Below are 11,994 nucleotides of genomic sequence, written 5' to 3'. Positions count from 1 at the left end.
TGGTGACCGTGTTCACCAACCCCGCCCCGCCGAGTTGTGAGCGGTCAGTTCGCCGACTCGTCAGTTCGCAGGCGCGGTGGCCGTGTTGGCCGGTCCGTCGGCGGGCCGGTGGGCCGGTGGGCCGGGGCGTCGCCGCGGCGGGCGGAGAGGGCGCCCGCCCGACGGTCCGGGGGGGGCACCCGTCCGGGTGTACGGCAGTGGGGTGGGAGCCGCTGATCACACGGTTCCCCCGTGCCCGTCACCGGCAGGACGGGCCTAGCATCGTCAACAGTGGTCGGAGTTCCAGGAAGGTGCGGCGATGGCGCAGCAGGCGGAGCGGACGCCGCGTACCAGCGTCTGGCTCGAACAGAAGGCGCCCCGGGGCGGGCGCGGCGGCGGGCAGCCGTCCGGCCTGGACCGGGAGCGGATCACCGGGGCGACGGTACGGCTGCTGGACGCGGAGGGACTGGCCAGGTTCTCCATGCGGCGGCTGGCCGCCGAACTGAACGTCACCGCGATGTCCATGTACTGGTACGTCGACACCAAGGACGACCTGCTCGAACTCGCCCTGGACGCGGCCTTCGGCGAGCTGCGGCTGCCCGAGGCCGGGGAGACCGGCGGCGACTGGCGGGACCAACTGCGCTCGCTGGCCCGCGAGTACCGGGCGTTGCTGGTGCGCCACCCGTGGCTGTCCCCGTTGGCCGGCCGCTACCTCAACATCGGCCCCAACTCGCTCGCCTTCTCGGGCCGGGTCCAGCAGGTCGTACGCCGTTCCGGGCTGCCCGCGCACGGGATCACCGGCGCCATCTCGGCCGTCTTCCAGTTCGTGTACGGCTACGGCACGATCGAGAGCCACTTCGCCGCCCGGGTCGAGGCCGCCGGCATGACCCCGGACGAGTACCACCACGCGGCCATGACCGCGGTCACGGAGGCCCCGGAGACCGCCGAGGTCATCAAGGAGTCCACGGACATCAGGGCGGCCCGCGCCGGCGCGACGGTCGACGAGATGCTGGAACGCGACTTCACCTTCGCCCTGGACCTCCTGATCGCAGGAATCGAAGCCATGGTCCAAAAAACCAAGCCCAGTTAGCCCCACGCCCCCGCACCCCACCGACCACCTCCGTCGGCAACACCCCCCTTGAGGGGCGCGGGGAACTACGCAATCACCGCCGCTCGACCAACCGCGAGGAACTACGCAATCACCGCTGCTCGACCAACCGCGCCGGAAATCCCCCCGTCGCCACCGGCCCCCACCGCGTCGGCGTGACGCGGATGATCGACTTGCCCTGCTTGACCATCGCCTCCCGGTACTCGTCCCAGTTCGGGTGCTCACCCGCGATGTTCCGGTAGTACTCGACCAGCGGTTCCACGGAGTCGGGGCTGTCGATGACCTCCGCCGTCCCGTCGACCTGGACCCACGGCCCGTCCCAGCTGTCGCTCAGCACGAGCAGGCTGACCCGGGTGTCCCGCTTGGCGTTGCGGGTCTTGGCGCGCTCCGGGTACGTGGAGACCACGATCCGGCCAGCGTCGTCGACCCCGCAGGTCAGCGGTGACGCCTGGGGGCCGCCGTCGGCCCGCCGGGTGAGCAGGATGGCGCGGTGCCGGGGCCGTACGAAGTCCAGCAGCTCGTCGAGGGAGACGGCGGTGTTCGTCGCGATGTTCGGTGCCATGAGCGAAGCCTAAGGGGCCGTGACCTCGCTCAGGGTGACCCTGCTGGGCCTACGTACACGCCTACATCTGCGGCAGCGTCTCGCCCTGCACCGCCTGGATGTCCAGTTCGATCTTCAGCGTGGTGCCGATGGCCGCGATGCCCGCCTGGACGATCTGGTTGTAGGTGATGGCGAAGTCCGAGCGGTGCAGCTCCGTCGACGCGCGGAAGGCGGTGCGGACGCCGCCCCACGGGTCGGGGCCGGTGCCGAGGTAGGCCAGGTCCAGGTCGACCGGGCGGACGATCCCGCGCATGGCCAGCTCGCCGTGGACCGTCCAGCGGTCCGAGCCGGCCGGTGACAGCCCGGTGGAGCGGTAGGTGATCTCTGGGTGCTGCTCGGCGTCCAGGAAGTCCGCGGACCTGAGGTGGTTGTCGCGCATGCCGTTGCCGGTGTCGATGGAGGAGGCCCGGATCACCGCCTGGACACGGGACTTCCCGATGTCGTCGGGCGCGATCTCGATCGAGCCGGCGAATTCGGTGAACCGGCCGCGCACGCTGGAGATGCCCAGGTGCTGGGCGACGGCGGCCACGGTGGAGTGCGCCGGGTCGATCGTCCACGGTCCCGGCGGGGGCAGCTCGGAGCCGCCCTGCCGGGACAGTGTCACGGTGCCGACCTCGGCCCGTCCGCTCGCGGTGACGATCGCGCTGGAGGCGACGGGCGCGTACCCGATGGCCGTGACGATCACCGTGTACGCCCCGGGCGCGAGCGGGGTGGTGTCCCGCACGGCGCCCTCCGCGTCCGCCTCGGCCCGCAGTACCTGCGTGCCTGTCATGTCGGTCACCGTGACGACCGCGTGCGACACGGCCCATCCGTCCCGGCTGCGGATCCTCGCGGTCAGTCCCATCCCGTTTTCTCCCTCAGAAGCCATGGTTCGAACATTTCCATGGTGGCTTCGAAAATCTGTACAAATTGGTCGTAAAGTGTCCGGCCCGCGGGGGGCAGGCCGTCGCTCAGGACGTACCCCCCACGGGCCGGAGTAGTGCGCTACTCGCCGGGGTGGGCGAGTTCTATGTCGTGTCCGTCGGCCCCGGTGCCCTGCACCGTCAGGGCCGTCGCCACCGGCGGGTAGCCGGTCGCGATGACGGTGTAGTCACCGGCGTCCAGGTCGGTGAAGGCGTACGCCCCGTCCGACCCGGTGGTGGACGTGCCGACCACGTTGCCGGCCGCGTCCACGAGAGTCACCCGGGCGTCGCCCAGCGGACCGGACGGTGCCCGGACGACACCCTGGAGCCGGGCCCCCGCCTCCAGGTCCACCTCGACCCGGGTGACCCCGGTGGCACCGACCTCGACGGGCAGGGCCCGCGGCCGGAAGCCGGACGCGTTCACCGCGAGCGTCACCGCGCCGGGCACCAGCTCACCGAACGTGAACTGCCCCTGCTCGCCGGTGGTTCCGGTGGCGAGCAGATCGCCGCGCACATCGGTGACGATCACCATCGCGTCCTTGACCGGCAGCGCGCTGCCGGCCGCCCGGACGACCCCGCTCAGACCGCTGGTGCCGCTGAGCAGCACGTCGTACGACACCGGGTCCTCGTGCACCACGACCGTACTGGCCTGCGGCTGGAAGCCGTCGGCGGAGGCGATCAGGACGTACGAGCCGGCGCCCGGCGCGTCCAGCCCGTAGGAACCGTCGATCTGGGTGACCGCGCGGCCCAGCTGGCGGCCGGAGAGGGAGATCAGGGTGACCGCGGCCTGGCCCACCGGGGCGCTGTCGGCGCCGCGGACGTAGCCGTGGATCGGGGTGCCGCCGGAGCCGGACTGCTCCGGTGCGGGCAGGGTGGCGACGGCGGTCAGCTGCCGCGCGGCGGCCGGCTGGAGGCCGTCCTCGGCCTTCGCCACGACCGGGGAGGCCCAGCTGGGCACCTGCTCCGTGGCGGGCGCGGCGGCCTGGGCGACGATGGCCGGGGCCTCGGCCGCCGCGTCCTGCTTCGGGTCCTGCGTCGTGTTCTCGTCGGCGGTCTGCGCCAGCGCGCCCTTCGTCCGCAACGGAACCTCCTTGATGAACAGGGTGATCAGAAAAGCGAGTGCCGCGAGGCAGCCGGCGATCAGGAACACATCGGCGATGGCGTGGCCGTAGGCGCTCTCGATGACCGTGCGCACCGGCTTCGGCAGGGTGTTCAGGTCCGGGATGGCGTCCGAGGAGCCCGAGCCGGCCAGGGCCTGGGCGTTCTTCGGGCTCAGATCCGCCAGGCCGTCCTTGATGTAGTCGGTGATCTTGTGGGACAGCACCGTGCCCAGGGCGGAGACGCCGACCGCGCCACCGAGGGAACGGAAGAAGGTGACCGTGGAGCTGGCCGAGCCGAGGTCGGACGGATCCACCTGGTTCTGCGTGCACAGCACCAGGTTCTGCATCATCATGCCGATGCCGAGGCCCAGCATGGCCATGAAGATGGCCATCTTCCAGTACTCGGTGTCGTAGCGGATGGTGCTCAGCAGGCCGAGGCCCGCCGTCACCAGCAGACCGCCGGCGACCAGCCATCCCTTCCAGCGGCCGGTGCGGGTGATGAACTGGCCGGAGACGGTGGAGGCGACGAACAGGCCGCCGATCATCGGGATGGTCAGGACACCCGACATCGTCGGGCTCTTGTCGCGGGCCAGCTGGAAGAACTGGCTGAAGAACACCGTGCCGGTGAACATCGCGACACCGACGAACATCGAGGCGAGCGACGCCAGGGTGATGGTGGGGTTGCGGAACAGCCTGAGCGGGATGATCGGCTGGCTCGCCCTGGCCTCGGTGACCAGGAACAGCGCGCCGAGCACGATCGCGCCGCCGACCATCGTGTACGTCTGCCACGACAGCCAGGCGTACTTGGTGCCCGCGAAGGTCACCCAGATCAGCAGCAGCGAGACCGAGGCGGCTATGAAGAACGCGCCGCCCCCGTCGACCTTCACGTCCCGCTTCACCACGGGCAGGTTCAGGGTCCGCTGGAGCACGATCAGCGCGATGATCGCGAAGGGCACGCCGACGTAGAAGCACCAGCGCCAGCCCAGCCACGAGGTGTCGGTGATGACACCGCCGAGCAGCGGGCCGCCGACGGTGGCGACGGCGAAGGTGGCGCCGAGGTAACCGGAGTAACGGCCGCGCTCACGCGGGGAGATCATCGCCGCCATGACGATCTGCGCCAGGGCGGACAGACCGCCGACGCCGACGCCCTGGACGACGCGGCAGGCGATCAGCATGCCGGGGTTGTGCGAGAGACCGGCTACGACCGAGCCCAGGACGTAGATGACCAGGGCTATCTGGACGAGGGCCTTCTTGCTGTACAAGTCTGCGAGCTTGCCCCACAGGGGAGTCGTCGCGGTCATCGACAGCAGGGCGGCCGTGACCACCCAGGTGTAGGCGGACTGGCCGCCGCCGAGGTCGCCGATGATGCGGGGCAGGGCGTTGGAGACGATCGTGGACGACAGGATCGCCACGAACATGCCGAGCAGCAGCCCGGAGAGCGCTTCCATGATCTGCCGGTGCGTCATGGGAGCGAATTCGGAGCCTCCCCCGTGCTTGGCGTGAGCCCGCACACCGGCTGGTGTGGTCGTTGCCATGGGCTTCCTTTTCTACGTTTCTGGCTTCTGCGTTCTGCGTTCTGCGTTCTGCGTGCTTTATGCGGGTGTACGGGTGGTCGTCGCTTCGAGGACGGACGTGGGTGCGGGCGCCGGCGCCGGTACGGCTGCGGGCGCGGGCGCGGTCGCGGTGGCGGTGGCGGACTGCGGCGGGTGATGGGCCCGGACATGCGGGGGCCGGCAGTCGCCGAAGCTGTCCTTGAGCCGGGCCATGAGCCGGATCAGCAGGCCGACCTCGTCGTCGGTCCAGTCGCCGAGCCGCTCGGCCAGCAGGTCGGTGGTGCGCCGCGCCAGGTCGTCCACCATGGCGTGACCCGCGGGCGTCAGGCGCAGGATGCGCGAGCGCTTGTCGGCGGGATCCGGGGACCGTTCGACCCAGCCCCGGTCGACGACGTGGCCGACGGACCGGCTGGTGACGGACATGTCCACGGAGAGCAGCTCGGCGAGCTTGCTCATGCGCATGTCTCCGTAACGCCCGAGCAGGGTCAGTACGGCGGCGGAACCGCTCGGGCAGTCGTGCGGCAGCACCCGTCGCAGGTCCCGGTGCACGGCCCCGATGGCGCTGAACTGACGCCCCAGCTCCTCGAACTGCGTCTGCTCAGCCATCACACCTCCCGTGTTCGTTGCTTGAGGCAACCTTAGACTTGCTTGGTTGCTACAGGCAAACAACAGGGGGCCATCCGGCATAAAAACTTGGCAAAGACAAGTATTACGAGCGTAAATATGCAGCTGGACCGGGAGGCCGGACGAGGGCAGGCGGACGAGGGCGGGCACCGCGCGCTCGGAACGGGGGACGGACCCCGGGGGGACCCGGGTCCCGGGAGGCGGTCCGGGAGACGGTCCGGGCAGCCGTTCCGCGCCTGCTTCCTCGGCTTTCCCGGGGTTTTCCCGGGCTTTTCCTGGGCTTTTCCCGGGCTTTCCTGGGCTTTCTTCGCCGCCCCCGCTTGGGCGGCCCCGCCCCTCTTCGCTAGTGTCTCGGCCCATGGCTAACACCCAGGGCCCCCAGGGCAACCAGGACCCCGCAGGCAGCACCCAGATGTTCCGCGCGTTCGTCGACGAGTCCCCGCAGGGCCGGCAGCAGGCGACCGCCCCGGCCGGCCCCCGCGTCGGCCTGATCGTCGGCGTCGTCGTGGCCGTGGTGATCGTGGCGGTGGTGGCCTGGCTGGCACTGAAGTAAGGCCGGCCGCCGAGCCGTCGGACGGCTGAGCGGCCGGGCCGGGTGGCGTGGCGTGGCGTGGCGTGGCGTTACGCCGATACGCCGGTGAGCTGATCGGCGAGCCACGGCACGACATCCGTGGGGTAGGGCGCCGGCAGACCGAGCACGAGGTGCCGGAAGCCGGCCTCGACCGCCGCGTCGATCGCGTCCCGCGTGACGCCGGGCCGGTCGTAGGAGACCGGTACGAACAGGGAGCGGGTGACCGAGGCCGGATCGCGGCCGGCCTCGGAGCAGTAGCGGTCCAGCAGCGCGCTGCGGCGCACCGCGTCGTCGATCTCACCGCCCGGCATGTTCCACACGTCGGCATGGTCCGCGGCCACCCGCAGCGTCGCGGCCGAACGCCCGCCGACGAGGATCGGCGGATGGGGGCGCTGGACGGGTTTGGGGCTGCCGAACGCCCCGGTGAGGCGGTGGTGGGCGCCCTCGAAGTCGAACGGTTCCTCCTCGGTCCACAGCCGCCGGATCAGCGTGCATGCCTCGGCGAGGCTCTGCACGGCGTGCGCGGCGTCGTGGTAGGGCAGCCCGTGCGCCTCGTACTCGCGCCGGGCCATGGGCAGGTCGGGGCGCGAGCCGGCACCGATGCCGAAGTCGAGCCGGCCCCCGGAGACGATGTCCACCGTCGTGGCGATCTTGGCCAGCATCGCGGGCGGCCGGAACCGGTTGCTGGTCACCATCACGCCGAGCCGCAGCCGCCGGGTCTGGGCGGCGAGCGCAGCGAGCAGCGTCCAGCCCTCGAAGGTGGGCCCTTTCTGGTCACCCCAGATCGGCATGAGGTGGTCGTACAGCCATGCGTGCTCGATCTGCGGGGTCTCGTCCGCCGCCCGCCAGATCCGCAGTATGTCCTGGTAGTCGACGTGCGACGGGGCGGTCATGATCCCGAATCGGGGTCCGGGGGTGTGCGACATGATGTCGTCGTCCTCCTCTCGCGCGGCTGCGCCGCGGTCTCGAACGGTCGGCGTCGCCGCCGCGGCGCCGGGCGGCGCGGGGCGGACGGGGTGGCGTGGCGCGGACGGGGTGGCGTGGCGCGGACGGGGTGGCGTGGCGCGGACGGGGTGGCGTTCTTCTGCTGCGGGGCCGGTCTTGTGGTCCGTGGGGTCAGTGGGGGTCCGGCCCGGCGGACGGGGCGGGACCTCGGTGGTCGGGCCGGGGGCGCCGGCGATCGGGGCGGGACGCCGGTGGCCGGGCAGCAGTGGTGGGCGGCCGGACATGGGATGGTGGTGACCTGGCGGGGGCGGCCGTCGGGCTCCCGCTCGGCGTCCACAGAAAAGCGGAACTCCGCTCCGGAAAGAATACGGAACGTCGATCCGTTTAGGCAAGCCCGTCGGCGGCGACTCCGACGGAGGCGGATCCTGCGGCAGCAGGTCCGGCGGTGGAAGATCCGGTGGCGGAAGATCCGGTGGTGAAAGATCCGGTGGTGGAAGATCCGGTGGTGGAAGGAGCGGTGCGGTGAACGACCGTGACGCGGGCGCGGTGCGCGCGACCCGGCCCAAGCGGGCGGACGCCCGGCGCAACGAGGAGACCCTGCTCGACGCGGCGGCGGCGGCCTTCGTGGCCTCGGGGGTGGAGGCCCCGGTGCGCGACATCGCGGCTCGGGCCGGTGTCGGCCTCGGCACGATCTACCGGCACTTCCCCACCAGGGCGGACCTCGTCATCGCCGTCTACCGGCACCAGGTGGAGTCCTGCGCCAAGGCCGGGCCGGCCCTGCTGGCGAGCAGCGCGAGCCCGCACGCCGCGCTGGCGCAGTGGATCGACCTCTTCGTCGACTTCCTGGTCACCAAACACGGACTCGCCGCCGCCCTGCGCTCCGACAGCACCGGATTCGAGACGCTGCACGCCTACTTCCTCGACCGGCTCCTGCCCGTGTGCGCCCAACTCCTCGACGCCGCGGCCGCCTCCGGCGAGGTCCGGTCCGACCTGGAGGCGTACGAATTGCTGCGCGGCGTCGGAAACCTCTGCATCGGCGCGGACGGCGACCCCGGCTACGACGCGCGCAGGCTGGTCCGGTTCCTCGTCGAGGGGCTGCGCGGCCCGCGGTGACCGCCGGCCCGCCGCGCGCTCGGGTCATTTCCAGGTGACGGCCACGTCCTGCGTCTCGATGTGCATCCCCAGCGGTACCCGCCAGGCGTCCACGCACACCGTCCAGGTGTGGTCCTCCTCGGCCTTCGGACCGAGCGGTGCCGGGAGGTCCACCGCGGACTCCACCGTCGCCCAGTCGATGCCGAGCGCGCCGATGACATGCGTCCCGAAGGTCACCGTGCCCGAACGGACCGCCGTTCCCCCGGTGTTGCGGAAGGTCACCGTCACCTTCTCGCACCAGCGCTTGTCGGTACTCTTCCGGGCCGGGTCGTCCCAGGTGAGAGCGGCGGGGGTGGGTGGTGTGGCGGGGCCGCCGGACGGTGCCGGAACCGGGGACCCGGCACCCGTACCGGTCGGCGCGGTGCCTCCCGGCGTGGCCGGTGCGCCGGCTCCCGCCGCGCCGTCGGCCGCGGATCCCCCGCCGCCGACGCCGGATCCGGTCCGGCCGTCGTCGGCGGTGCCGCTTCCGCCCGGCGTCGGGCGGTCCGGCCGTGGCTGTGAAGTCGGCCCGGCGCCGGGCGAGTTGATGTCCGCGCCGGGCGGTCCGTCGAGCGGCACGAGCGTCACCGGGGCGCTCGGCTTCAGCGACGTGCCCGATGGCGCCTGCGGGGAGCCCCCCGGTGCCCCGACGGCGACGTAACCGCCGCCCCCGCCGCCGCCCCCGCACGAGGCCAGGACCGCGCCCAGACAGACGGCCGCCGCCGACGCCGCCGTGACGGCACCACGGCGGCCCTGGGCGAGACCCGTCCAGGGCCGGTGGACCGCTCTGGTCCGGGAGGCCGATCCGGTCCGGGGGGCCGATCCGGTCCCGGGGATCGCTCCGGTCCGGGGGGCCGATCCGGTCCGGGAGACCGCTTCGGTCCCCGCGTCCGGCCCCGTGCCCGTCCCGGTCCCTGTTCCCGTTCCTGTCCCAGTGCCGCGCATCGGGACAGTGTGGCTGACGCACCGTCAGGAAGGAAGGGGCGGGCGGGAGAAGGGCCGGGCGGGGAGGGAGGAGGAGCCGGGGCGGCCTCAGTCCGAGATGAGACCTTCGCGCAGCTGCGACAAGGTCCGGGTCAGCAGGCGGGAGACATGCATCTGGGAGATGCCGACCTCCTCGCCGATCTGGGACTGGGTCATGTTGGCGAAGAAGCGGAGCATGATGATCCGCCGCTCGCGGGGCGGGAGTTTGGCCAGCAGCGGCTTCAGGGACTCCCGGTACTCGACGCCCTCCAGGGCGGTGTCCTCGTAGCCGAGGCGGTCGGCCAGGGAGCCCTCGCCGCCGTCGTCCTCGGGGGCCGGGGAGTCCAGGGACGAGGCCGTGTAGGCGTTGCCCACGGCCAGCCCGTCGACCACGTCCTCCTCCGACACGCCCAGAACCGCGGCGAGTTCGGTCACGGTCGGGGAGCGGTCCAGCTTCTGGGACAGCTCGTCGCTGGCCTTCGTGAGCGCCAGCCGCAGCTCCTGGAGCCGCCGCGGGACCCGCACCGACCACGAGGTGTCGCGGAAGAAGCGCTTGATCTCGCCCACGACCGTCGGCATCGCGAACGTCGGGAACTCGACGCCGCGTTCGCAGTCGAAGCGGTCGATGGCCTTGATCAGGCCGATGGTGCCGACCTGGACGATGTCCTCCATCGGCTCGTTGCGGGAGCGGAAGCGGGCTGCCGCGTACCGCACGAGCGGGAGGTTGAGTTCGATGAGGGTGTCCCGGACGTAGGCACGCTCGGGGCTGTTCTCGTCGAGTGCGGCGAGCCGCAGAAACAGGGAGCGGGACAGGGTGCGGGTGTCGATGGCCTCCGAGCCGGCCTGGACGGCCGGATTGGGCGTGGCCTCAAGGGCCGTGACGTCGTCGAGCACGTCGAGAGCGTCGAGCTCCTTGGGCGCTGCCTCGCTGTTCGTGGGCGTGAGCACCTTCGAGCTGCCCTGGTCTGCGGACATGCCACCCCCTTTGGGTCGCGGGACGGTCGTGGTGCGTCCCCTGGGAGGAACGCAACCTTCACCTGAATACCGGAGCCGGAGCCCCGGCAAACGCGCTTCCCGCAGAATGTCACATGTCGGCAACGCGCTGTAGTGACATGTCGACACGAGAGTTCTGAATCAGCCCAGCCAGGAGGGGGTCTGGCGGCCCGCGGGCCGGCGGATGTCGGAATCTTCCCTGGTGGGCGAATCGCTCGGTCCGGTGATCGATCGCTCTCGCATTCGGTTGTGCGCCGGAGCGGTACGGCGGCGGATGCGCGGCGACCCGTCGGCTGTTCGTCGGCGACCCGTCGTCGGCTCGTCGGCGGCTCGTCGGCGGCCCGTCGGCGGCCTCGCGGCGGAGGCTCGGGGCGGTCCCGCAGGGCGCGGGGACCTGCGCGACCAGCCACGCCGGCGCCGCACGTCACGACGGCGCACGCCCCCACGGCTCACACGCCACCAGTACACGCCACCAGTACGCACCACCCAGTACGCACCACCCAGTACGCACCACCCAGTACGCACCACCCAGTACGCACCACCCAGTGCGCGCCACCCAGTACGCGCCATCCGACCGGCGGAACCCCTACGCGTCGATCCGGTTCGCCGACCGCAGCCGCTGGAAGCTGCGCGCGAGCAGCCGTGAGACGTGCATCTGGGAGACGCCGAGTTCCGCACTGATCTGCGACTGGGTGAGGTTGCTGTAGTAGCGCAGCAAAAGGATTCTCTGCTCCCGTTCCGGGAGTTGCACCAGCAGGTGACGGACCAGGTCGCGGTGCTCGACGCCGTCCAGGGCCGGGTCCTCGTAGCCGATGCGGTCCAGCAGTCCGGGCAGCCCGTCGCCCTCCTGCGCGGCCTCCAGGGAGGTCGCGTGGTACGAGCGGCCCGCCTCGATGCAGGACAGCACCTCCTCCTCGCTGATGCGCAGCCGCTCGGCGATCTCGGCGGTGGACGGGGAGCGCCCGAACGCCGTCGTCAGGTCCTCGGTCGCGCTGTTGACCTGCACCCACAGTTCGTGCAGCCGGCGCGGTACGTGGACGGTGCGGACGTTGTCCCGGAAGTACCGTTTGATCTCGCCGACGACGGTCGGCATCGCGAAGGTCGGGAACTGCACGCCCCGGTCCGGGTCGAAGCGGTCGATGGCGTTGATGAGGCCGATGGTGCCCACCTGGACCACGTCCTCCATCGGCTCGTTGCGGGAGCGGAAGCGGGCGGCCGCGTAGCGCACGAGCGGGAGGTTGGCCTCGATGAGCGCCCCGCGCACCCGGTTGTGCTCGGAGGTGCCCGGCTGCAAGTCCTTGAGCTGGGCGAAGAGCACCTGGGTGAGGGCGCGGGTGTCTGCACCGCGCCGCTTCTCGGGCACCGGGTCCGGGGCCGGAGCGGGAGCCCCGTCCTGGGGCGGCGCAGTACTGGCCGACAAGGTCAACGCCACCTCTTCTATCGGACACCTCATCCGTCAAAAGCGGTCATAGCATCACAAGACATGTGCACTGTGTTCAAGCACCGCATAACTACGTGTTGAGC

11 protein-coding genes are annotated in these 11,994 nt (G+C 71.5%); 3 read left to right on the top strand and 8 right to left on the bottom strand.

Annotated features, from left to right (window positions below; genetic code table 11):
- Positions 1-298 precede the first annotated feature (298 nt).
- Entirely contained in the window at positions 299-1,069 is a 771-nt protein-coding gene (locus ACFC09_RS22615) for a TetR/AcrR family transcriptional regulator (protein ID WP_376531136.1), read from the top strand.
- Between the two features lie 109 nt (positions 1,070-1,178).
- On the opposite strand, the gene ACFC09_RS22610 is transcribed toward ACFC09_RS22615, so the two are convergent.
- The 4 genes from ACFC09_RS22610 to ACFC09_RS22595 all read right to left on the bottom strand — a co-directional run bounded on the left by ACFC09_RS22610 (position 1,179) and on the right by ACFC09_RS22595 (position 5,849).
- Entirely contained in the window at positions 1,179-1,649 is a 471-nt protein-coding gene (locus tag ACFC09_RS22610) for a PPOX class F420-dependent oxidoreductase (protein ID WP_376531134.1), read from the bottom strand.
- Positions 1,650-1,710: 61 nt separating this feature from the next.
- Complete coding sequence (locus ACFC09_RS22605) at positions 1,711-2,532, bottom strand: YceI family protein (protein WP_376531132.1); 822 nt, start codon at positions 2,530-2,532, stop codon at positions 1,711-1,713.
- Positions 2,533-2,672: 140 nt separating this feature from the next.
- On the bottom strand, positions 2,673-5,225 hold the full coding sequence (locus tag ACFC09_RS22600) for an MFS transporter (protein ID WP_376531130.1): 2,553 nt from the start codon (positions 5,223-5,225) through the stop codon (positions 2,673-2,675).
- Positions 5,226-5,282: 57 nt separating this feature from the next.
- Positions 5,283-5,849, bottom strand: coding sequence for a MarR family winged helix-turn-helix transcriptional regulator (locus tag ACFC09_RS22595; RefSeq protein ID WP_376531128.1), 567 nt, complete (start codon positions 5,847-5,849; stop codon positions 5,283-5,285).
- 376 nt (positions 5,850-6,225) lie between these two features.
- Here ACFC09_RS22595 and ACFC09_RS22590 point away from each other — a divergent pair, with 376 nt between their 5' ends.
- Entirely contained in the window at positions 6,226-6,420 is a 195-nt protein-coding gene (locus tag ACFC09_RS22590) for a hypothetical protein (RefSeq protein WP_376531126.1), read from the top strand.
- 68 nt (positions 6,421-6,488) lie between these two features.
- Here the strand turns inward: ACFC09_RS22590 and ACFC09_RS22585 are convergent, their stop codons facing one another.
- Positions 6,489-7,364, bottom strand: coding sequence for an LLM class flavin-dependent oxidoreductase (locus ACFC09_RS22585; RefSeq protein ID WP_376531124.1), 876 nt, complete (start codon positions 7,362-7,364; stop codon positions 6,489-6,491).
- A 541-nt stretch (positions 7,365-7,905) separates the two neighbouring features.
- On the opposite strand from ACFC09_RS22585, the gene ACFC09_RS22580 reads away from it, so the two are divergent.
- Positions 7,906-8,496, top strand: a complete 591-nt coding sequence (locus ACFC09_RS22580; protein ID WP_376531122.1) for a TetR/AcrR family transcriptional regulator — start codon at positions 7,906-7,908, stop codon at positions 8,494-8,496.
- Between the two features lie 24 nt (positions 8,497-8,520).
- Here the strand turns inward: ACFC09_RS22580 and ACFC09_RS22575 are convergent, their stop codons facing one another.
- The 3 genes from ACFC09_RS22575 to ACFC09_RS22565 form a co-directional block, all read right to left on the bottom strand.
- A complete protein-coding gene (locus ACFC09_RS22575) occupies positions 8,521-9,102 on the bottom strand; it encodes a hypothetical protein (RefSeq protein ID WP_376531119.1) in 582 nt (193 codons plus the stop codon).
- Positions 9,103-9,546: 444 nt separating this feature from the next.
- Positions 9,547-10,452 carry an RNA polymerase sigma factor SigF gene (locus ACFC09_RS22570; protein ID WP_376531116.1) on the bottom strand — a complete coding sequence of 302 codons (906 nt, stop codon included), beginning with the start codon at positions 10,450-10,452 and terminating at the stop codon, positions 9,547-9,549.
- 604 nt (positions 10,453-11,056) lie between these two features.
- Complete coding sequence (locus tag ACFC09_RS22565; protein ID WP_376531113.1) at positions 11,057-11,923, bottom strand: RNA polymerase sigma factor SigF; 867 nt, start codon at positions 11,921-11,923, stop codon at positions 11,057-11,059.
- Positions 11,924-11,994: the final 71 nt, after the last annotated feature.

The organism is Streptomyces sp. NPDC056161 (assembly GCF_042268025.1).
GTDB lineage: Bacteria > Actinomycetota > Actinomycetes > Streptomycetales > Streptomycetaceae > Streptomyces.
Note: the sequence above shows the minus strand (reverse complement) of the source record. Positions and strands in the feature narration are given on the sequence as shown.

Bases quoted from the DNA above. Each gene is read 5' to 3' on its own strand.
- ACFC09_RS22565 (WP_376531113.1), bottom strand. From the start codon at position 11,923: ATGAGGTGTCCGATAGAAGAGGTGGCGTTGACCTTGTCGGCCAGTACT.
- ACFC09_RS22590 (WP_376531126.1), top strand. From the start codon at position 6,226: ATGGCTAACACCCAGGGCCCCCAGGGCAACCAGGACCCCGCAGGCAGC.
- ACFC09_RS22615 (WP_376531136.1), top strand. From the start codon at position 299: ATGGCGCAGCAGGCGGAGCGGACGCCGCGTACCAGCGTCTGGCTCGAA.
- ACFC09_RS22595 (WP_376531128.1), bottom strand. From the start codon at position 5,849: ATGGCTGAGCAGACGCAGTTCGAGGAGCTGGGGCGTCAGTTCAGCGCC.
- ACFC09_RS22585 (WP_376531124.1), bottom strand. From the start codon at position 7,364: ATGTCGCACACCCCCGGACCCCGATTCGGGATCATGACCGCCCCGTCG.
- ACFC09_RS22600 (WP_376531130.1), bottom strand. From the start codon at position 5,225: ATGGCAACGACCACACCAGCCGGTGTGCGGGCTCACGCCAAGCACGGG.
- ACFC09_RS22610 (WP_376531134.1), bottom strand. From the start codon at position 1,649: ATGGCACCGAACATCGCGACGAACACCGCCGTCTCCCTCGACGAGCTG.
- ACFC09_RS22570 (WP_376531116.1), bottom strand. From the start codon at position 10,452: ATGTCCGCAGACCAGGGCAGCTCGAAGGTGCTCACGCCCACGAACAGC.
- ACFC09_RS22605 (WP_376531132.1), bottom strand. From the start codon at position 2,532: ATGGGACTGACCGCGAGGATCCGCAGCCGGGACGGATGGGCCGTGTCG.